The 19700-nt window shown below is 65.1% G+C and carries 16 protein-coding genes and 1 riboswitch; of the genes, 6 read left to right on the top strand and 10 right to left on the bottom strand.

Going from position 1 to position 19700, the window contains the following annotated elements; genetic code table 11:
- Window positions 1-1281, bottom strand: a complete 1281-nt coding sequence (locus K6G35_RS00740) for a muropeptide transporter (protein WP_035881260.1) — start codon at window positions 1279-1281, stop codon at window positions 1-3.
- Window positions 1282-1388: 107 nt separating this feature from the next.
- Here K6G35_RS00740 and K6G35_RS00745 point away from each other — a divergent pair, with 107 nt between their 5' ends.
- Window positions 1389-2354, top strand: coding sequence for a M48 family metallopeptidase (locus K6G35_RS00745; protein WP_495675993.1), 966 nt, complete (start codon window positions 1389-1391; stop codon window positions 2352-2354).
- 73 nt (window positions 2355-2427) lie between these two features.
- Here K6G35_RS00745 and argC read toward each other — a convergent pair whose 3' ends face one another.
- Together argC and K6G35_RS00755 are read right to left on the bottom strand one after the other, a co-directional pair.
- Window positions 2428-3375 (bottom strand): N-acetyl-gamma-glutamyl-phosphate reductase, encoded by a 948-nt coding sequence (gene argC, locus K6G35_RS00750; RefSeq protein WP_035881262.1) that lies wholly within the window; start codon window positions 3373-3375, stop codon window positions 2428-2430.
- 225 nt (window positions 3376-3600) lie between these two features.
- Window positions 3601-4377 carry an exodeoxyribonuclease III gene (locus K6G35_RS00755; RefSeq protein ID WP_495675994.1) on the bottom strand — a complete coding sequence of 259 codons (777 nt, stop codon included), beginning with the start codon at window positions 4375-4377 and terminating at the stop codon, window positions 3601-3603.
- Window positions 4378-4407: 30 nt separating this feature from the next.
- Between K6G35_RS00755 and pyrE the strand changes: the two genes are divergently transcribed.
- Both pyrE and K6G35_RS00765 read left to right on the top strand, forming a co-directional pair.
- On the top strand, window positions 4408-5085 hold the full coding sequence (gene pyrE / locus K6G35_RS00760; protein WP_008647201.1) for an orotate phosphoribosyltransferase: 678 nt from the start codon (window positions 4408-4410) through the stop codon (window positions 5083-5085).
- Between the two features lie 47 nt (window positions 5086-5132).
- Window positions 5133-6461, top strand: coding sequence for a DUF3734 domain-containing protein (locus K6G35_RS00765; protein WP_008647199.1), 1329 nt, complete (start codon window positions 5133-5135; stop codon window positions 6459-6461).
- 9 nt (window positions 6462-6470) lie between these two features.
- On the opposite strand, the gene K6G35_RS00770 is transcribed toward K6G35_RS00765, so the two are convergent.
- Genes K6G35_RS00770 through K6G35_RS00785 form a run of 4 tightly spaced genes read right to left on the bottom strand, consistent with a single transcriptional unit; the run spans window position 6471 to window position 10027 of the window.
- The gene (locus tag K6G35_RS00770) at window positions 6471-7280 is read right to left on the bottom strand and encodes a polyphosphate kinase 2 family protein (RefSeq protein ID WP_008647196.1); all 810 of its coding nucleotides are present in this window, start codon (window positions 7278-7280) and stop codon (window positions 6471-6473) included.
- A 55-nt stretch (window positions 7281-7335) separates the two neighbouring features.
- The gene (dapF, locus tag K6G35_RS00775) at window positions 7336-8202 is read right to left on the bottom strand and encodes a diaminopimelate epimerase (protein ID WP_035881265.1); all 867 of its coding nucleotides are present in this window, start codon (window positions 8200-8202) and stop codon (window positions 7336-7338) included.
- A 14-nt stretch (window positions 8203-8216) separates the two neighbouring features.
- On the bottom strand, window positions 8217-9110 hold the full coding sequence (locus K6G35_RS00780; RefSeq protein WP_008648559.1) for a lipid A biosynthesis lauroyl acyltransferase: 894 nt from the start codon (window positions 9108-9110) through the stop codon (window positions 8217-8219).
- Window positions 9107-10027 carry a lysophospholipid acyltransferase family protein gene (locus K6G35_RS00785; RefSeq protein WP_495675995.1) on the bottom strand — a complete coding sequence of 307 codons (921 nt, stop codon included), beginning with the start codon at window positions 10025-10027 and terminating at the stop codon, window positions 9107-9109. The genes K6G35_RS00780 and K6G35_RS00785 overlap by 4 nt, the downstream gene beginning before the upstream one ends.
- 259 nt (window positions 10028-10286) lie before the next feature.
- On the opposite strand from K6G35_RS00785, the gene metK reads away from it, so the two are divergent.
- Both metK and kdoO read left to right on the top strand, forming a co-directional pair.
- The gene (gene metK / locus K6G35_RS00790; protein ID WP_008648556.1) at window positions 10287-11450 is read left to right on the top strand and encodes a methionine adenosyltransferase; all 1164 of its coding nucleotides are present in this window, start codon (window positions 10287-10289) and stop codon (window positions 11448-11450) included.
- Window positions 11451-11592: 142 nt separating this feature from the next.
- Window positions 11593-12486 carry a Kdo hydroxylase KdoO gene (kdoO, locus tag K6G35_RS00795; RefSeq protein ID WP_035881267.1) on the top strand — a complete coding sequence of 298 codons (894 nt, stop codon included), beginning with the start codon at window positions 11593-11595 and terminating at the stop codon, window positions 12484-12486.
- A gap of 45 nt (window positions 12487-12531) precedes the next feature.
- Here the strand turns inward: kdoO and K6G35_RS00800 are convergent, their stop codons facing one another.
- A complete protein-coding gene (locus K6G35_RS00800) occupies window positions 12532-13935 on the bottom strand; it encodes a coniferyl aldehyde dehydrogenase (RefSeq protein WP_008648552.1) in 1404 nt (467 codons plus the stop codon).
- Between the two features lie 261 nt (window positions 13936-14196).
- Between K6G35_RS00800 and K6G35_RS00805 the strand changes: the two genes are divergently transcribed.
- A complete protein-coding gene (locus K6G35_RS00805; RefSeq protein WP_035881269.1) occupies window positions 14197-15879 on the top strand; it encodes a GMC family oxidoreductase in 1683 nt (560 codons plus the stop codon).
- A 51-nt stretch (window positions 15880-15930) separates the two neighbouring features.
- On the opposite strand, the gene K6G35_RS00810 is transcribed toward K6G35_RS00805, so the two are convergent.
- Together K6G35_RS00810 and K6G35_RS00815 are read right to left on the bottom strand one after the other, a co-directional pair.
- Window positions 15931-17472, bottom strand: coding sequence for a methyl-accepting chemotaxis protein (locus K6G35_RS00810; protein WP_008642626.1), 1542 nt, complete (start codon window positions 17470-17472; stop codon window positions 15931-15933).
- Window positions 17473-17657: 185 nt separating this feature from the next.
- The gene (locus K6G35_RS00815) at window positions 17658-19343 is read right to left on the bottom strand and encodes an acyl-CoA dehydrogenase family protein (RefSeq protein ID WP_186425538.1); all 1686 of its coding nucleotides are present in this window, start codon (window positions 19341-19343) and stop codon (window positions 17658-17660) included.
- A gap of 229 nt (window positions 19344-19572) precedes the next feature.
- Window positions 19573-19674: riboswitch (TPP riboswitch) on the top strand.
- Window positions 19675-19700 lie beyond the last annotated feature (26 nt).

Genomic DNA, 19700 nt, shown 5'->3' on the forward strand with positions numbered 1-19700 from the left:
TTACGCCGGGCGCGGTACCGCAGGTTCGGCCGGTTCCCGCGCCTGCGCTTCATAGCGGTGGACGGTGTTGCGCATGGCCCAGAGCAGCGCAACGCCGGGCACGGCCGCGATGACGGTGCCGAGGTAGAACGGCGCCCATCCCCAGGCTTCGACCATGTAGCCGGAGGTCGGCCCCACGTAGACGCGCCCGATCGACGCCAGCGCAGATAGCAGCGCGTACTGGGTGGCCGAGAATGACCGGTTGCACAGCGTCATCAGCAGCGCCACGAAGGCCGCGGTGCCCATGCCGCCGCAGAGGTTTTCGACGGCGATCGTCGCACCCATTGTCCACAGGTGTGGTGGCGTGACGGACAGGATCCAGTAGCCCAGATTCGACACGCCCTGCAGGATGCCGAACAGCATCAGCGAACGGTACAGGCCGAGGCGCACCATCAGCGAACCGCCGAACAGCGCGCCGATGATCGTCGCGGCTAGCCCCAGCGTCTTGTTGACGATGCCGACCTCTCCCGGATCGAAGCCCAGGCCGCGAATCAGGAACGTGGTCGACAGGCTGCCCGCGAAGGCGTCACCGAGCTTGTACAGCACGATCAGCAGCAGGAGCCACCACGCGCCCTGGCGGCCAAAGAAATCGCGCAGCGGTCCGACCACCGCTTCTTCCAGCGAGCGCGGCGCGCGCGCCGGGACGTCCGGCTCCGGCGCCCAGATCAGCGTGACCAGCCCAACGCTCATCAGCGCCGCCATCAGCAGGTACATGTGTGACCACCCCAGCACGCGATCGGCCAGATAGAGCGCCAGCCCTCCCGACACCAGCATCGCCAGCCGGTAGCCGAGCACCTTGACTGCCGCGCCGGCGCCGCGCTCGGTCGGGCGCAGCACGTCGGTGCTGTAGGCATCGAACACGATGTCCTGCGAAGCCGACAGAAAGGCGACCAGTGTGGCCAGCGCGGCCAGCGCCCACAGTGCCTCGTGGGGCGGACAAAACGCCATCGCCGCGATGCTGCCTACCAGCCCGAGCTGCGTGACCAGCAGCCAACCGCGCCGACGGCCCAGTAGCGGCGGCGTGAAGCGGTCCATCAGAGGGGCCCAGAGGAACTTGAAGATATAGGCCTGGCCGACCAGCGAGAAAAAGCCGATCGTCTTGATGTCCAGCCCTTCGACCGTCATCCACGCCTGCAGCGTGCCCGAGGTCAGCGCCAGGGGGAGTCCGGAGGCAAAACCGAGCGTCAGCATGGCCCCGATGCGGCGATTGCGGAAGATGTCGAGATAGTCTTGAAAAGTCATGATGGCGAGGACGGCGCGCGGCTGGCTGTGTATTATTGCATCACCAATTCCGCGCCCCCGAACAAGTCGAAACTTTCTACCCAGCGAGCCCTGCCTTGAACCCGAACGTGTCCGACACATCGTGCCGGTTGCGCCAGCAGGCCGTGGCCGCAGCCGTCGTACTGGCTGCCGCGCTGGGCGTCGCGCATCCGCTTCCCGCGCGGGCGCAGGGAGTTGCCGTGGTTTCCGCGCCCGAAGATGGCGTGCGGGTCGATCGCCGCTATTCGAAAGTGCGGGAAATCGTGCCGATGGAGGTGATCGACCAGCAGGCGGCGCGCGAGTACGAACAGGTCAAGCAGGAAGCGATCGCCAAGCACACGCTGGTCGACGAAGACGATCCGCAGGTGAAGCGCCTGCGCGAGATCGGCATCCGGCTGCTGCCGCAGACCGTGCTCTGGAATCCGCGCGCCGGGCGCTGGGCCTGGGAAATCAACCTGATCCGGTCCAAGCAAGTCAACGCCTTCTGCATGCCTGGCGGCAAGATGGCCGTCTATTCCGGCCTGCTTGATGAGCTCAATCTGACCGACGACGAAGTGGCCATGGTCATGGGCCACGAGATCTCGCACGCATTGGAAGAACACGCCCGCCAGCGCGCGGCGCAGGCCGAGATCTCGAACCTGGGCGCGAACGTGGTGTCGCAGCTGACCGGCTTCGGCAACCTCGGCAATATGGATATCGGCTCCAATGCCAAGATGCTGTCGCTGCGCTTTTCGCGCCAGGAAGAGACCGAAGCCGACCTGATCGGCATGGATATCGCCGCGCGCGCCGGGTATGACCCCCGCGCGGCCATCACGCTCTGGCAGAAGATGGGCGCAGTGCTCAAGGCCGGCGACGAGTTCACCTCGACCCATCCGTCCGGCCGCAGCCGGATCGCCGTGCTTCAGGCGCATATGAATGAAGTGCTGCCGCTCTATGCCAAGGCCATGAACATGCCGATGGAGAAGCTGCCGCCTTACAAGGCCAATATGGCTGACCTGCACGACGCACCGGTCGACGCGGGCGACGAGGATCTCCAGCATCCGCTGAAAAAGTAGGGACGGTGGCCCGGACGGGCGAAAAAAAACCGGCTCAGGTCGAGCCGGTTTTTCTTTTGAAGCGGGCGAGACGTCAGGCAACGAGCCCCGTGGCTTCGTCGGCGCCGATATGGACGTTCATGCATTGCACGGCCGCACCGGCCGCGCCCTTGCCGAGGTTGTCCAGGCGCGCCACCAGGTTCAGGCGGTCTTCGTTGCCGAAGACAAACAGGTCCACGCGGTTGGTGTCGTTGTTCGCCTGGACGTCGAAGAAGCCGTTGTCCAGATTGGCGTCGCTGTTGAACGGATGGACGCGCACGAACTGCTCGCCTTCGTAGTGCTTGCGGTAGATGTCGAGGATGGCTTGCGCATCGGCCTTGCGCGACAGCAGCCCCGGATACACCGGCACCGTCACGGCCAGACCCTTCAGGAAGTTGCCGACGATCGGGTTGAAGATCGGCGCCTGCGACAGGCCGGTCTGCACACGCATTTCCGGCAGGTGCTTGTGCGCCAGACCCAGCGCGTACGGGCGCGGGCTCATCAGCTTCGGATTTCCGCCGGCTTCGAACTCCGCGATCATCGACTTGCCGCCGCCGCTGTAACCGGTCAGCGAGAACGCCGAAGCCGGATAGTCGGCAGGCATCAGGCCGGCTTCCACCAGCGGACGCACGGCCAGCACGAACGCGCTGGCGTGGCAGCCTGGCACGGCGATGCGCTTGCTGCCGCGCACCTTCTCGCGCTGGCCACGGGTCAGTTCCGGCAGGCCGTAGGCCCAGTTGTCAGCCGTGCGGAACGCCGTGCTGGCGTCTATCACGCAGGTGTTGGGGTTGGTCACCAGCGACACGGCCTCGCGCGAGGCCATGTCCGGCAGGCACAGGAAAGAGACGTCCGAGGCGTTCAGGAATCGTGCTCGCTCCTGCGGGTCCTTGCGCTTGTCATCGGCAATGCGCAGCAGTTCCACATCGGTGCGACCCGAGAGATAGTCAAGCAGCCGGAGACCGGTAGTGCCTTCCTGACCATCGACGAACACTTTGAAAACCATGGCGGACTCACTCTGAAAAATGCGAAAAGTCTCGCGTCCTTGGGGGCGGAGAACCAGCATTGTAACGAGGTTGGGTGTCCGGTGCAGGGTTTACGCGAGAGTGGCGGCCGCTGCCATCCGATCAGGCGGCTGAAGCTGCGGGACCGTCACCCGAACCTGCTCGACGAGATGCGCGCCATCTGAAGGCGGACGGCACCCCCGGCGTTGCGCCGGGGGATGCGCACATCACAACGGAAAATCGTAATCGATCGACAGCGGGGCGTGGTCGCTGAACTTCTCGTCCTTGTAGATCGACGTAGCCTTGGCGGTAGCCGCGATTTTCGGCGTGGTCAGGTGGTAATCGATGCGCCACCCCACGTTCTTCGCGTACGCCTGACCGCGGTTGCTCCACCATGTGTACTGTTCGGGGCGCGGGTCGAGCTGGCGGAATACGTCGACATAGCCGTGGTTGTCGAACAGTTCTCCGATCCAGGCGCGCTCTTCGGGCAGGAAACCGGAGTTCTTCAGGTTGCCCTTCCAGTTCTTGATGTCGATTTCCTTGTGGGCGATGTTCACGTCACCGCACAGCACGATCTCGCGGCCGCTGGCTTTCAGTTCCAGCAGGTGCGGCAGGAAGGCTTCCATAAAGCGGAACTTGGCCAGCTGGCGCTCCTCGGAGCTTGAGCCGGAAGGCACGTAGACCGAGATCACGGCGAGGTGCGGATACTGCACTTCCACGTAGCGGCCCTCGGCATCGAACTCCTCATTGCCGAAGCCGATAATCACGCGCTCCGGCTTGTGGCGGGTATAGAGGCCCACGCCGCTGTAGCCCTTTTTCTCGGCATAGTGGAAGTAGCCGTGATAGCCGTGTGGCGCCAGGAACGCCTCGGTCATGTCGGCTTCCTGGGCCTTGAGTTCCTGAACGCAGACCATGTCCGCTTCCTGCTTGCCCATCCACTCGAAGAAGCCCTTCTTGGAGGCGGAGCGGATGCCGTTGAGGTTGGCGCTGATAATCCGTAACATCTCGGGAAATTTTGAATTCAGAGAGAAAAGATGACGCAGCAGACGACGCCGGACGACCTCAGCCAGTCCTTCATCCGCTTTGCACTGGACGCAGGCGTGCTGTCCTTCGGCGAGTTCGTGACCAAGGCTGGCCGCAAGTCGCCGTACTTCTTCAACGCCGGTCTGTTCAACCAGGGCGCGATGCTGGGCCAGGTGGCGCAATTCTACGCGAAGACCCTGCTGGAATCGGGCGTGCAGTTCGACGTGCTGTTCGGGCCGGCCTACAAGGGCATCACCCTGGCCTCCGCCACGGCGGTGGCGCTGGCCGGCATGGGACGTGACGTCGGCTTCTCCTACAACCGCAAGGAAGCGAAGGACCATGGCGAAGGCGGCACGCTGGTCGGCGCCAAGCTCCAGGGCAAGGTCGTGATCATCGACGACGTGATCTCCGCCGGTACCTCGGTGCGCGAGTCGATGCAGCTGATTCGCGCCGCGGGCGCCGAGCCTGCCGCCGTGCTGATCGCGCTGGACCGCATGGAAAAGAGCGGCACGGCCGACAACATCGGCACGCATTCGGCGGTGCAGGATGTGCAGCGCGAATACGGCATTCCGGTGATCGCGATTGCCACGCTCAAGGACCTGCTGGCGTATCTGGATGCGTCGAAAGACCCGTCACTCGGGAACTCCCGGGAGGCTGTGGCAGCCTATCGTCAGAAGTACGGCGTCTGACAACGAACACGGCCCCGGATGGGGCCGTTTCTTTTTGGGAGCATGGCGTGGCGGTCAAGCGGCGAAACAAGGAAGCGATCCAAAGGGAAATCGGCGAACAGGGTGGTCCGCCGCAGGATTCATCGTCACAGGCCACACCGGAGCGGGCGAAACGCGGCGCCAGTGGGCGCGGCTCGGCGCTCAGCGAGCATTGCGGCCAGCCGGTCGAGCCCGGGGACGGGCCGCCGCATGAGGCCTATGCGATCCGCGCGCTGGTGCTGCAGGGCGGTGGCGCGCTTGGTTCCTATCAGGCCGGTGTCTACCAGGGGCTGGCCGAAGGGGGCATCCATCCCAACTGGGTCGCGGGTATCTCGATCGGCGCGCTCAACGCCGCCGTCATCGCCGGCAATCCTCCCGAGACGCGCGTGGCGCAACTGCGTGCGTTCTGGGAATACATCTGTGCCCAGCCGTGGTTGCCCGGGCTGCCGCTGGAGATGCTCAGCGACTCCGCGCCGACGTGGCCCGAGCCGATGCGAATCTGGTTCGACAGCTTCAACGCCGCGCGTGCGATCGTGGAGGGGCAACGCGGCTTCTTCTCGCCGCGCGCGGTGACCGACCTCTGGGCGCATTTCGAAGACCCTACGCGGGTCAGCTACTACGACACCGCGCCTTTGAAATCCACGCTCGAGCGGTTCGCCGATTTCGACCGGATCAATCATCCGAAGGGGATGCGCGTGTCGGTGGGCGCCGTCAACGTCCACACGGGCAACTTCGCCTACTTCGACAACACGCGCACCACGCTGCGTCCCGAGCATTTCATGGCGTCGGGCGCGCTGCCGCCGGGATTCCCGGCGATCGAGATCGATGGCGAGTACTACTGGGACGGCGGGCTCGTATCGAACACACCCCTGCAAGAGGTGCTGACCGCCCAGCCGCGACGCGATGCGCTGATTTTCCAGGTGGACCTGTGGAGCGCCCGTGGCGGGCTGCCGCACAATCTGCAGGACGTGGTCGAGCGCCAGAAAGACATCCAGTATTCCAGCCGCACGCGGGCCATCACCGACTACATGCGCGAGCAGCAGAACTATCGCCGGATGCTTGGCGAAGTACTGGCGCTGGTGCCACAGTCAAAGCGCAACGACCCCTGGTATCAGCGGGCGGCGGACCATGCCTGCGACGCACGGCGCAACGTGATTCAACTGATCTATCGTGACAAGTCGTTCGAGGGCAGCGCGAAGGATTACCAGTTCGGCGTGCTGACGATGCACGAGCATTGGGCCAGCGGCCTCGAGGACATTCGCGAAACGCTCAAGCACCCGAAGTGGCTGGCCATGCCGGGGCCGGACCGCCCGTTCGTTACCCACGACGTGCATCGCGGCAACGGCGGCAACGACTGATCCGGTCGCCTATTCCACGGTCACTTTCGCCAGCTCGGGCTTGGGCGGTGGATAGCTTGGCTTGAGTTTGCGGAACACGTCCGCAAGGATCTCCGCGACCATCAGGTTGCGGTGGCTTTTCGAGTCCGCGGGCACGATGTACCAGGGACACGCCGGCGTGGCCGTGGCGGCGATCGCGGCCTCGTAGCGCTGCTGGTACTCCTTCCAGTATTTGCGCTCGGCCAGGTCCTGCATGTCGAACTTCCAGTGCTTCTGCGGATCGGCGATGCGGTCTTCGAGTCGCCGCTTCTGCTCGGCTTTCGAAATGTGCAGGAAGCATTTGACGATCGTCGTCCCGGTCTCCGTCAACATCTCCTCGAACGCGCGGATCTGGCGGAAGCGACGCTCGCACTCTTCGTCGTCGATCCAGTCATGCACGCGCGTGATCAGCACGTCTTCATAGTGGCTACGGTTGAAGATGGCGATCTCGCCCTGGCGCGGTACCTGCAGGTGCACACGCCACAGATAGTCGCGCGCCAGTTCCTCCGCCGTAGGGGCCTTGAAGCTGGCGACACGCACGCCTAATGGGTCGAAATTCCGGAAGACGGAGCGCACGGTGCCGTCCTTGCCGCTGGTGTCCATGCCCTGCAGGATGAACAGCAGCTTGCGGCGGTGCTCGGCGTAGAAAACGTCCTGCTCCGCATCGAGTCGTGCCGACAGGTCGGCAACATGCGCAACGTCAGCGTCTTTTTCCCCCAGGGAGAACGGCTTGCTCTCCGGGTCGAAGGCGGCAAGCTTGAACCCCTTGCCTGAGGTGATGCAGAAATCGTCCAGCTTCATTGGTGCTCCCGAAGACGGGACCGGGCCGGCCCCGCGTGTCTGCGAGCCTCAATGGTCAGGCAGGCAGCGTCGAGAGGTCAATAGTGCCTTCGAACACGGTCGTCGCGGGGCCCGTCATCTGCACGGGCTGGCCTGCGCCCTGCCACGCGATGGTCAGGTCGCCGCCGTGGGTGTGCACCCTGACCGGAGAGTCCAGCAAGCCGCGGCGGATGCCGGCCACCACGGCCGCGCAGGCGCCCGTGCCGCATGCCAGCGTTTCGCCCGCGCCGCGTTCGAACACGCGCAGCCGCACCGTGTTGCGGTCGACGATCTGCATGAATCCGGCATTGACCCGGTTCGGGAACGACTTGTGGTGCTCGATGACCGGGCCGTCCTGAAGCACCGGGAATGTCTCCACGTCGTCCACGATCTGCACCGCGTGCGGATTGCCCATCGACACGGCTGAGATCCACTCGATGCGGCCGTTGACTTCGAGGCCGTAGAGCGTGTCCTGGGCTTCGGCGCGTGTCGGCAGGCCGTCGGCGATGAATGGCACGCGGGCGGGCGTGAGTTCGGGCTCGCCCATGTCCACCGTCACCTGACCGTCGTCCTGCAGCTTCAGCGTGATGACGCCGTTCATGACTTCCACGCGAACCGACTGCTTGTCGGTCATGCCACGGTCCGTGACGAAGCGGACGAAGCAACGGGCGCCGTTGCCGCAGTGTTCGACTTCGCCGCCGTCCGCATTGACGATCCGGTAGCGGAAATCCACATCGTCGCGCGAGGATTTTTCAACGATCAGAATCTGGTCGGCGCCGATGCCGAAATGGCGATTTGCCAGCGCGCGCCATTGCGCGTCGGTCAGATCGAGCTTCTGGTGAATGCCGTCCAGCACGATGAAATCGTTGCCGGCGCCGTGCATCTTGGTGAACTGGAGTTTCATGTCCGGAATTGTAATCAGTAGATGTCAGGTTCGCCGGGCGGGCGGTGCTTGAAGCGTTTATGCACCCAGTAGTAGTCGGGCACGCGCGGACGGATGGCGTCCTCGAAGAACGCGTTCATGCGCCGTGTGTCGTCGGTGACGCTTTCGCCGGGATAGTCGTCCCAAGGCGGCAGGATGTGCAGGACATACCCCTTGTAGTCCGGCAACTGCTCGGTGTAGATGGGTACGACCTTGGCGCCCGCAAGCCGGGCCAGCCGGGAGACCGATGTCAGGGTCAGCGCCTCCACGCCGAAGAACGGCACGAACTCGGAGTCGCGCTCGCCGAAGTCCATGTCGGAGATCAGCTGCAGGGCCTCGCCTTTCTTCAGCACGCGGAGGATGTTGCGCACGCTGTCGTTGCGCGAAATCATGTTGGCGCCGAAGCGGCCGCGCGCGACCTTCAGGAAATCATCGAACAGCGCGTTCTTCTGCACCGTGTAGAGCGAGGCGCCCGATCGGCCCACGGTGTCGCGCAGGTGCATCGTCAGGCGAATCGCGCCGGCTTCCAGGCCGGACAGGTGCAGTGTCACCAGGATATGGGGCGAGCCGTCGAGCGAGGGCAGGTCGCCCTGGTCGTTGATCTGCACCAGCTGGCGCATCTTTTTCTCGTTGCAGGTCCAGAAGATGCCGCCCTCGGCAAAGCTGCGGAAGACCTTGCGGTAGGTCTCGCGCGACATCGCCTCGATTTCCGCATCGGTCTTGTCCGGGAAGCACAGCCGAAGGTTGGCCCGCACCACTTCGCGGCGCGGGTTTGGGATCATGAACAGAATGCTGCCCAGCGCCTCGCCGAAGCGGGCCACGAACGGGTAGGGGAGTTTGCCCAGCACCGTCAGCAGACCGATGCCGAGCCACGTGAAGATCCGGCTCATTGAATGTTGTTGTTGGTTGTGGCCTGTGTAGTGGCACGTGTAGTGGCCTGTGTGGTGGCGATTGTGTCCGGCGGCAATTCCGCGCCGGTTGGACACTTGTAGCGGTTATACCCCCACAGGTACTGGGTCGGGTCGATAGTGATCAAGTCTTCGATAGCCGCATTGATCACGGCCGACGCCGCAGCGGGATCTTCGGGCAGCATCCCGCCATCGCTCAGGATGCGCAGGTGGCCGCGATAGCCCGCGCCCTTCAGCAGGCGTTCGGCATAGACCATCACCACCGGGGCCTTCGTCAATTGCTGCAGCCGGTGCACCAGCGTCATCGAATAGGCTGGCTTGCCGAAGAACGGTGCCCAGGTGCCCTCGCCGCCGCTTGGCACCTGATCCGGCAGGATGCCGACCGCTTCGCCGCGCTTCAGGGCCTTGACCAGCATCCGCACGCCGCGTGGATTGGCCGGGGCCATCGCCATGTTGGGCCGGCTGCGCATCTGTTCGACGAACTCGCGCAACCATGCCTGGTGCGGCGGCTTGAACATCGCGGTGACGCGGCGCAGGCGCGCGTACGACTGGGGCAGCACCTCGAAGCAGCCCAGATGCGGCGTCAGGACGATCACACCGTTGCCGGCCGCCTCCAGGCGCGCCAGTTCCGGCCAGAGATGATCGTCGAAGTTGTCCGTGCGGACCGTGATGGACTTGCGGCTCCAGAAGTACGGCATTTCCATGATCAGCCGGCCCGAGTGGCGCGCGGCTTCCGCCAGCATGGCGTCGGATGCATCCGGATAGGCGTGGCGGAAGTTCTCCTCCAGTCTGCGTCCGTAGCGGCCTGGCAGCCGTGCCGCCAGCAGTCCCAGGGCGCCGCCGATCGCGTGGAGCGCGCGCAGTGGTAAGCGGGAAATCAGCCAGAAAATAAATGTCATGACGCCGTCAGGGCTAAATTCGGCAGCGTGCCGGCCGAGAATAACAGTATCGGGTTCGCGTCGGCCGCCGCCTGTGGCATACCCAACATGGCACGCTGCAGCGAGGCCGGCAGGCGCGTATAATAGCGTGCATCGCCGAGTTAACTGACAACTTGCGGGGCGATGCCGCTCTACCCGAGGGGCTTGAAAATACCGCTAAAGCGTCGCCGCATCGTTTCCCGAGGCTGGCACGCAATAGCCAACTTGGAGAAACCAGATCGTGTCGAACGATTTCCTCTTTACTTCGGAATCTGTCTCCGAAGGCCATCCCGATAAAGTAGCCGACCAGATTTCGGATGCTGTCCTGGACGCGATCCTTGCCCAGGACAAGTACGCCCGCGTGGCGGCCGAGACGCTTTGCAATACGGGACTTGTCGTGCTGGCGGGTGAAATCACCACGACTGCCAACGTCGACTACATCCAGGTCGCGCGCGAAACCATCAAGCGCATCGGTTACGACAACACCGAGTACGGCATCGACTACAAGGGCTGCGCCGTGCTGGTGGCCTACGACAAGCAATCGCCCGATATCGCCCAGGGCGTCGACCGCGCGTCGGACGACTACCTGAACCAGGGCGCTGGCGACCAGGGCCTGATGTTCGGCTATGCCTGCGACGAAACGCCGGAACTGATGCCGTTCCCGATTTACTACTCGCACCGCCTGGTGGAGCGCCAGTCGCTGCTGCGCCGTGACGGCCGCCTGCCCTGGCTGCGTCCCGACGCCAAGTCGCAGGTGACCGTGCGCTACGTGGATGGCCGTCCGCACAGCGTGGATACCGTGGTGCTGTCGACCCAGCATGCGCCGGACATCTCGCAGGCCCAGATCCGTGAAGCCGTGATCGAAGAGATCATCAAGCCGGTGCTGCCGGCCGAGATGCTCAAGGAAACCAAGTACCTGGTGAACCCGACCGGCCGTTTCGTGATCGGTGGCCCGCAAGGCGATTGCGGCCTCACCGGCCGCAAGATCATCGTCGATACCTACGGTGGCGCTTCGCCGCACGGTGGCGGTGCGTTCTCGGGCAAGGATCCGTCGAAGGTGGACCGTTCGGCCGCCTACGCCGCCCGCTACGTGGCCAAGAACGTCGTGGCCGCCGGCCTGGCGCGCCAGTGCCAGGTGCAGGTCAGCTACGCGATCGGCGTGGCCCGCCCGATCAACGTGACCGTGTACACCGAAGGCACCGGCAAGATCTCCGACGAGAAGATCGCCGCGCTGGTTCAGGAGCATTTCGACCTGCGTCCGAAGGGCATCGTCCAGATGCTGGACCTGCTGCGTCCGATCTACGAGAAGACTGCCGCCTACGGCCACTTCGGCCGCGAGGAGCCGGAGTTCTCGTGGGAAGCCACGGACAAGGCCGCGATTCTGCGCGCTGCCGCCGGCCTGTAAGCGCCTGCTGCTGCGTCCGGGCGTTCTGCCGGATCAAGACCCCGCCGGTCCTTCGGGAGCGCGCGGGGTTTTTTGTTGATCTTGTTGCACAAGACCTCGGGCACAGTAGGGGTAAAATCCGGTCCAAACCGAACTTAATGGAATGGCTATGTCTCTGGATCTGATCCGTACTCAGCCCTACACCGACTGGTCGCCCGAAGTCTCGCCGGAGACGCAGGCGACGCTGCGCCGTGAACTGGAACAAGGCGCCGTGCTGTATTTCCCGAACCTGCATTTCCGCTTTGCGCCGGGAGAAGAGCGTTTTCTCGATAGCCGCTACTCGGATGGCAAGTCGAAGAACATCAACCTGCGTGCCAACGAAGGCGCCGTGCGCGGCGCGGCGGGTACCCAGCAGGACCTGACCGATCTCTACAACCTGATCCGCCGGTACGCCGAATCGACCGAGTCGCTGATCCACGCGCTGTTCCCCGAGTACGGGCCGCACATGACGCGCGCGGGTACCTCGCTGCGGCCGAGCGAGATCGCCGGACGCCCGGTGAGCTGGCGCAAGGACGATACGCGCCTGCACGTCGATGCGTTCCCTTCGAATCCGCTGCTTGGCAAGCGCCTGCTGCGCGTGTTCCACAACATCGATCCGGAGGCACCGCGCGTCTGGCGCGTGGGCGAGCCATTCGCAGATTTCGCGGGCCACTTCGTGCCGAAGACCCACGGGATGTGGCCCGGCCAATCCTGGCTGATGAAGACCCTGCACATCACCAAGCGCGCGCGCAGCGAGTACGACCATCGCATGCTGCAGCTGCATGATCTGGCCAAGGCCGATCTCGACTACCAGAAGTCGGTGCCGCAACAGGAATTCCAGTTCCCGCCGGGTTCGACCTGGATCGTGTTCAGCGACCAGCTTCTCCATGCGGCCATGCGCGGCAAGGCCATGATGGAACAGACCATCTACCTGGACCCCGCCGCCATTGGTGACCGCACGCACTCGCCCGAGGCTGTGTTGTCGAAGATGCTGGGCAAGCCGATGCTGGCGGCTTGAAGGTGGGAAATACGCCCGTTCCCGTAGCGCGGGAGCCGGGCGTTGTCAGCGCAGCAGCAGCTTCAACATCGACTCGAACCGCTTGCCGTAGGGCGGCTTGAGCAGTCCGGCGCCATTGAGGCCGGCCTGATGGAAGATCGGCTTGAGCTTCGAGAACGTCTCGAAGCCGGCCTTGCCGTGATAGACGCCCATGCCGCTCGGGCCGACGCCGCCAAATGGCAGGTCGTCCTGGGCGATATGGAATAGCGTGTCGTTGACGGTCACGCCGCCGGCCACGGTCTGGCGCATCACACGGTCCACCACATCCCCCGACTTGTCGAACACATAAAGCGCCAGTGGGCGCGGGCGCGCGTTCACGAAGCCGATCGCGTCCTCGATGCTGCGATACGTCACCACGGGCAGTACCGGCCCGAAGATTTCCTCCTGCATCGCCATCACGTTGTCCGGCACATCCGTCAGCAGCACCGGCGGCAGGCGGCGCGCGGCGGCGTCCGGCGTAGCATCGGTCAGCGGCACTGCCTGCGCCCCCGCCGCGGTGGCGGCGGCGATCATCGACTCCAGCCGGTCGAAGTGACGCGGGCTGATGATGCTGGTGTAGTCGGGGTTGCGCGCGATATCGGGATAAAGCCGGCTGACGCAGCGGCGAGCCGTCTCGGCGAAGCGGTCGCGTTGGTCGGCTTGCACCAGCACGTAGTCGGGCGCGATGCAGGTCTGGCCCGCGTTCAGCAGCTTGCCCACCAGGATCCGCTCCACGGCCCGCTCGAAATCGGCATGCGGCCCGATGATCGCGGGTGACTTGCCGCCCAGTTCCAGCGTGACCGGCGTGAGGTTCGCCGCAGCGGCCCGCATCACATGGTGGCCGACGTTGGTCGAGCCCGTGAACAGGAGGTGGTCGAATGGCAGGGTGCTGAAGGCGGCAGCCACGTCGGCGTCGCCGTTGATCACGGCCACCTCGTCGGGTGCGAAGGCCGCCTGCACCAGTTGCGCGAACAATGCGGAGAAGCGTGGCGTGTACTCCGACAGCTTGACCATCGCGCGATTGCCGGCCGCCAGCGCGCCTGTCAGCGGTCCGATGGTCAGGTACAGCGGGTAGTTCCACGGCACCACGATGCCGACCACGCCAAGCGGCTGCGGCATCAGGCGCGAGCGGCCAGGCTTGAACCAGAGGCCGGTGCTGGCGCGGCGCACACGCATCCAGCGCTTGCCGTGCCGCAATGCGTCATCGATCCCGGCCACGCTCGGGAAGATTTCCAGCAGCGCGGTCTCCTGCCGCGGACGATTGGTGAAGTCCGCGCTGATGGCTGCGGAGATGGCTTCGTGATTGGCCTGCACGAGCCTGCGCAAGCGGCGCAGCCGGTCGGCCCGCACATCCCATGGCGGTGTCTGGTCGTGCCGCGAGGCTGCGCGCATTGCATCAAACAAGGACGACATGGCGGGCACTTCTCTCATTGGCGGTCTCCTTCTGGGACACGGTTTGGTTCCGGGGCGGGGCGGCAGCCCGCAGGCCATTGACGATTGACCATCGGCCACCATAAGCCAGTCGCGCGGTTATCGCAATGGAGGGTGACTACCAAACGCCGCGCGGCGGCCGGGTTGGGCGAAGTGGCATCGCCGCGCTTCACGGCTCCCCGCGCCAGCGCCTACACTGGATTTTCGCGACACGCGTCCGCTGGGGACTGGCAGTACGGACACCGACACGCGAGGAGACAGATGGAAGCGACCTTTGACTATCTCGTCGTGGGCGCCGGCTCGGCCGGCTGCGCGCTGGCCGGGCGGCTGGCCGACAGTGGCAACGACAGTATCGCGCTGCTCGAGGCAGGCGGCCACGATCACCATGTGCTGGTACGCACACCCGCCGCGGGCGCTGCGTTCCTGCCACGGGCCGGCTCGCGCAATGTCGGATACCGAACCGTCCCGCAGGAAGGGCTGGACGGCAGGCGAGTCAGCCTGCCGGGTGGACGCGGCCTCGGCGGCTCATCCTTGATCTCCACCATGATCTACACGCGCGGCCGCCCGGCCGACTACGACGCCTGGGCCGATGCCGGCTGCGACGGCTGGTCGTGGGTCGACGTGCTGCCGTATTTCCGCCGCGCCGAGTGCAACGCGCGTCTGGCCGGCGAGGACGACGATCCGCTTCACGGTGGCACCGGGCCGCTGCACGTCAGTGACCTGCGTTCGCCGAACCCGTTCGCGCACCATTTCATCGACGCAGCACAGCGTGCCGGCATCGTGCGCAACGGCGACTTCAACGGCGATGAGCAGGAAGGCGTGGGCTGGTATCAGGTGACCCAGCACAACGGCGAGCGATGGAATGCCGCGCGCGCCTATCTGCACGGCGGCAATGCCCGCAACCGGACCAGCAACGGCGGACGCAGCCACCTGCACGTGCTGACGGGGGCGCACGTGCTGCGCGTGCTGTTCGAACGCAGGCGCGCGGTGGGTGTCGTTGCGTGGCGCGACGGCAAGGAACTGGAAATCCGCGCGCGTCGGGAGGTGATCCTTGCTGCAGGCGCGTTCGGGTCTCCGCAATTACTGATGGCCTCCGGCGTGGGGCCGATGATGCATCTGCGCGAGCTTGGCGTTCCCGTGGTCCACGACCTGCCAGGCGTTGGCGCCAATCTGCAGGATCACGTGGATGTCTCGGTGCAACGACGCGTGCGTGCGTCCGAACTGTTCGGCATCTCGCTGGGCAGCGCCTTCCGGCTGATTGGCGAAAGCCTGCGCTATCGGCGCGAGCGATCGGGCATGCTGACATCGAACTTGGCCGAAGCAGGCGCCTTCGTGCGCAGCCGCGCCGGGCTGGCCGAGCCCGACCTGCAATTGAGTTTCGTGGTGGGGCTCGTCGACGACGAGACGCGCCGCCTGCGCCTGGGGCACGGCTACGCGTGCCATGCCAGCGTGCTGCGCCCGCGCAGCCGTGGCGCGGTGCGGCTGGCGTCGCCGGACCCGCGCAAGGCGCCGCTGATCGATCCGCATTATCTGTCGGATCCGCAGGACATGGATGCCCTGCTCGACGGGTTGCGTATCGCGCGACGTATCCTGGCGCAGGCGCCGCTTGCGGCATTCGGCGGGCAGGATCTGCGGCTGAGCCAACTGCGTGACGACGGCGGCAATGACGAAGCTGCACGGGCCTGGATTCGCGCGCACGCGCAATCGGCCTGTCAGCCGGTAGGCACCTGTCGCATGGGCATGGACCCGCTGGCGGTAGTGGACCCTCAACTGCGCGTGCGCGGCATCGAGGGCCTGCGGGTGGTGGATGCTTCGATCATGCCGACGCTGATCGGCGGTGACACAAACGCGCCGGCAATCATGATCGGCGAGCGCGCCCACGACCTGATTCGCTACGCGCCGCATGTGACGTTGCGGATTCTCGAAACCGTGGTGGCCGATTGACGCACGCCGCCGCGTTGGCGGCGTGCCGGGTGACCACTGCAGACGGCGTACTCAGACGCTCATCCTGAACTGGCCTACCATCTCGCGCAGCTTGCTGGCTTGCTCGTCCAGCGACTGCGCGGCGGCGGCGGCTTCTTCGACCAGCGCCGCGTTCTGCTGCGTAACCTGGTCCATCTGGCCCACTGCGTGTCCCACCTGCTCGATGCCAGTGCTTTGCTCCTGCGAGGCCGCCGAGATCTCCGTGATGATGTCCGATACACGTTTCACGGCTTGCTGGATTTCGGTCATCGTACTGCCCACGTCATGCGCCTGCTCGGAGCCGGCACGCACGGTTTCCGCCGAGGCTTCGATCAGATCCTTGATTTCCTTGGCAGCGCTGGAAGACCGTTGCGCCAGGCTGCGCACTTCGCCCGCCACCACGGCGAAACCGCGGCCCTGTTCTCCGGCGCGCGCTGCCTCCACGGCGGCATTGAGCGCGAGGATGTTGGTCTGGAACGCAATGCCTTCGATCATGTTCGTGATCTCGGCGATGCGCCCGGAACTGGTGCTGATCGCGCCCATCGTCTCCACCATCTGGTTGACCGCCTGGTTGCCTTCATCGGCCACCTGCGCGGCGTTGCTGGCCAGCGACGATGCCTGCTGGGCGTTGTCGGCGTTCTGGCGGACAGTCGTGCTCAATTGCTCCATGCTCGAGGCGGTCTCCTCGAGCGAGGCCGCCTGTTGTTCCGTGCGTGAGGACAGGTCGGTGTTCCCGGCGGCAATCTGCGCGGCCGCGACACCGACCGAATCGGTCGATCGACGTACGTCGCGCAACATATTCGCCACGCGCTCGATCAGCGTGTTGAAGGATTGCGCGGTCAGGCCGATTTCGTCGAGCCTGTCCACGACGGCACGATGATCGAGGTCGAGTGTTCGGCTGACGTACTCGAGCGAGCCCTGGATCTGCGCCAGGCTGCCTCGGATCCGCCGGAACAGCATCAGCGCCATGATCGCCGTGAGGGCGAGGGTAATGACGATCACGCTCAGGGAAATGCTGACAGACCGTGCATGTTGGGCCTTGTTGTTGTCCACGGCGATCCCGCCCTGCTTGGTGTTGTATTCAAGGTGCTCGGCCACCGCCTTACGCAGCGCCAGGGAGGCCTTGAACAGTTCGCCGGCCGTCAGCATCTGCTTCGCGCCGGCATAGTCGCCGGTACGGGAGCGCTCGAAGAAAGCCGGGATCTGGTCGCGATAGTGTTTGACCGCGGCGCGATCGGCCGCAAGCATTGTGCGGTCCGTCTCGTCCGAGACGTTATCGTGCGCGTACTTGTCGATCATCCTGTCAAAGCGCTTGCTGGCTTCGTCGAATTGTTGCTCGATCTCGGCCAGACCCTTGGCATCCTCGCTGAGGCCGTGGCGATACAACTCGATACGCATTGCGGCGACCGATTCGGCGACGGTATTCAGGTCATGCACGCTGCCTAGCGTGTTGTCGTTGAAGTACTCGAGGCGTTTCTCCGATTCGTTCATTTGCCAGATGCCGCCGATGCCGACAAAGAGCAGCGCGAGCAGTGCAATGGAGAGCGTAAGTAACAGACGTTTGCTGATAGTCATGGGGCTATTCGACGCACGCCGCAAGGCATGCGTCGTCCGTTGGGTGACTTGGATTTCGCAGCGGGCCGACTGCCCGTCACCTCAACGTTTACGGAGTGCACGCTTCCCCATGAAGATGAGTGAATTGCGGCACATCAACTTTCGTGCGATCTCTCCGCACGGACTGTCGTTGCTTTTCGGTGGCCTCAGGCGGGCCAGGCGCGTGCCGCGATGCGTGCCAGCGTGCTGGAGTCGGCGTCGAGCGTGCCGAACACGCGGCCGTGCTGGCGGCCAAGCCGGCTTGCAACGAATAGCGCCGCCGATTCGGCATTGCCGTGCGCGATCATCAGCGCCGCCTGTGCCGTCAGCACCAGTCCTTGCGCAAAACGTCGCGCGCTGGTTTCGAGCTGTTCAGCGGGCTCTCGCAGCATCGCCTGCAGCGACGCCAGCTCCGCGCGCACGGCGGCGTCACCATTCGACAGCCGCGCCAGATCCTGCAGGATGCGCGCGCCATCGCCAGGATCGCGCTGGAGCGCGCGCAGGACATCCAGGCACATGATGTTGCCCGAGCCTTCCCAGATCGAGTTGACCGGCGCTTCGCGATACAGCCGCGCCATCGGGCCGTCCTCCACGTAGCCGTTGCCGCCCCAGACCTCCATCGTCTCCCCGGTGGCCTCCAGCGCGCGCTTGCAGATCCAGAATTTGGCCGCCGGGGTCATCACGCGCTTCCAGGCGGCGGCCAGCGGATCGTCGTCGGCATGTTCGAAGGCATGAGCCAGCGCCATCATCATCAGTGTGGCGGCCTCGGATTCGAGCGTCAGGTCGGCCAGCACGTTGCGCATCAGCGGCTGGTCCGCCAGCAGCCTGCCGAACGCCATGCGGTGCCGCGCATGGTGGAGCGCCTGCACCAGACCGGCCCGCAGCAGCGCCGCGCTGCCGATCACGCAGTCGAGCCGCGTGTTGGTGGCCATCTCGATGATCGTGGGGATGCCCCGGCCTTCCTCGCCGATCAGGATGCCGGTGGTGCCGCGGAACTCGACTTCGCTGCTCGAGTTGGAGCGGTTGCCGAGCTTGTCCTTGAGCCGCTGGATCTGGACTGGATTCTTGCTGCCGTCGTCGCGGAAGCGTGGCACGAAGAAGCACGATAGTGGCCCGTCGGCCGCGCCCATGCGGGCGACCACCAGATGCGCGTCGCACATCGGCGCCGAGAAAAACCACTTGTGGCCCGTCAGCGCGTATTCGGCGCCCCGGCCGTCGCCGCGCACGGGCAGCGCCACCGTGGTGTTGGCGCGCACGTCAGAGCCACCCTGTTTCTCGGTCATGCCCATGCCGATCATCACGGCGGTCTTGTCGCGCCACGGCAGGTCGCGCGCATCGTGTTCGGTAGCGTAGAGGCGCGGTTCGAGATCGCGGAACAACGCGGGTTCCTTGCGCAGGACCGGAATACTTGCGAGCGTCATCGTGGTGGGACACAGCGAGCCGGATTCAACCTGGGCCTGCAGGAAGTAGCCCACCGTGCGCGCGGCCCAGACGCCGGGGCGTGGCTGGGCGAAGGGCAGGGCCTGGAGTTGCTGGCTGCGCAGCAGCGTCAGCAGGTTGTGCCACGATGGGTGGAATTCCACCTGGTCGATCCGCTCGCCAGTGCGGCTGTGCGTGTGCAGCTCGGGGATGAATCGGTTGGCGTCCGCGGCCCATGCCTGCACCTCCGGATCGCCCAGCCGCGCGCCGAATGCGGCGAGCGTATCGGCGTGCCACGCGCCGCCCAGGCGATCCAGCGCGGCACGCAGGCCGGGGTCCGACTCGAACAGGTTGTAGTGCGCCAGATCGGGCACCTGGTTGAACACCGTATGGGTTTGCGCACTGCCGGCATCGGGAAAGGATGTGGCGTCCATGGCATCTCCTGCGTGCGGAGTTCGATCGAGGGGGCGGCCTGATGCGGTTCATGGTACGGCAACAACGGCGCGCGCAACACTGCCGAATCCCGCCACAAGACCCGTCAGCCTGCTTGCATCCGCCGTTATCGTGCACCGCAACATGTCGATTCCGATACTGTGACGCATGACAGATGCAACCGATCTTTGGCTGGCGTCAGGCAGGGGCTTGTGCTTAAATTCACCCCGTTGGATGAAACAGGGGTGCCGTTCGGATGGGCCGGGCGGCTGAGAGAGTCCCTTCGAACCCGATCCGGCTAGTACCGGCGTGGGAAGTTTCAAATAGAACCGAATTGCTCTAGTCCCGCGGATTTCCAC

It is taken from the genome of Cupriavidus sp. HY129 (assembly GCF_059492215.1).

Excerpts from the sequence above, each read along its gene's own strand:
- K6G35_RS00770 (WP_008647196.1), bottom strand. The coding sequence starts at position 7,280 with ATGAAGCTGGACGATTTCTGCATCACCTCAGGCAAGGGGTTCAAGCTT.
- K6G35_RS00755 (WP_495675994.1), bottom strand. The coding sequence starts at position 4,377 with ATGTTACGGATTATCAGCGCCAACCTCAACGGCATCCGCTCCGCCTCC.
- K6G35_RS00785 (WP_495675995.1), bottom strand. The coding sequence starts at position 10,027 with ATGACATTTATTTTCTGGCTGATTTCCCGCTTACCACTGCGCGCGCTC.
- K6G35_RS00780 (WP_008648559.1), bottom strand. The coding sequence starts at position 9,110 with ATGAGCCGGATCTTCACGTGGCTCGGCATCGGTCTGCTGACGGTGCTG.
- pyrE (WP_008647201.1), top strand. The coding sequence starts at position 4,408 with ATGACGCAGCAGACGACGCCGGACGACCTCAGCCAGTCCTTCATCCGC.
- K6G35_RS00800 (WP_008648552.1), bottom strand. The coding sequence starts at position 13,935 with ATGAGAGAAGTGCCCGCCATGTCGTCCTTGTTTGATGCAATGCGCGCA.
- K6G35_RS00810 (WP_008642626.1), bottom strand. The coding sequence starts at position 17,472 with ATGACTATCAGCAAACGTCTGTTACTTACGCTCTCCATTGCACTGCTC.
- K6G35_RS00740 (WP_035881260.1), bottom strand. The coding sequence starts at position 1,281 with ATGACTTTTCAAGACTATCTCGACATCTTCCGCAATCGCCGCATCGGG.
- K6G35_RS00815 (WP_186425538.1), bottom strand. The coding sequence starts at position 19,343 with ATGGACGCCACATCCTTTCCCGATGCCGGCAGTGCGCAAACCCATACG.
- kdoO (WP_035881267.1), top strand. The coding sequence starts at position 11,593 with ATGGCTATGTCTCTGGATCTGATCCGTACTCAGCCCTACACCGACTGG.
- argC (WP_035881262.1), bottom strand. The coding sequence starts at position 3,375 with ATGGTTTTCAAAGTGTTCGTCGATGGTCAGGAAGGCACTACCGGTCTC.
- dapF (WP_035881265.1), bottom strand. The coding sequence starts at position 8,202 with ATGAAACTCCAGTTCACCAAGATGCACGGCGCCGGCAACGATTTCATC.
- K6G35_RS00805 (WP_035881269.1), top strand. The coding sequence starts at position 14,197 with ATGGAAGCGACCTTTGACTATCTCGTCGTGGGCGCCGGCTCGGCCGGC.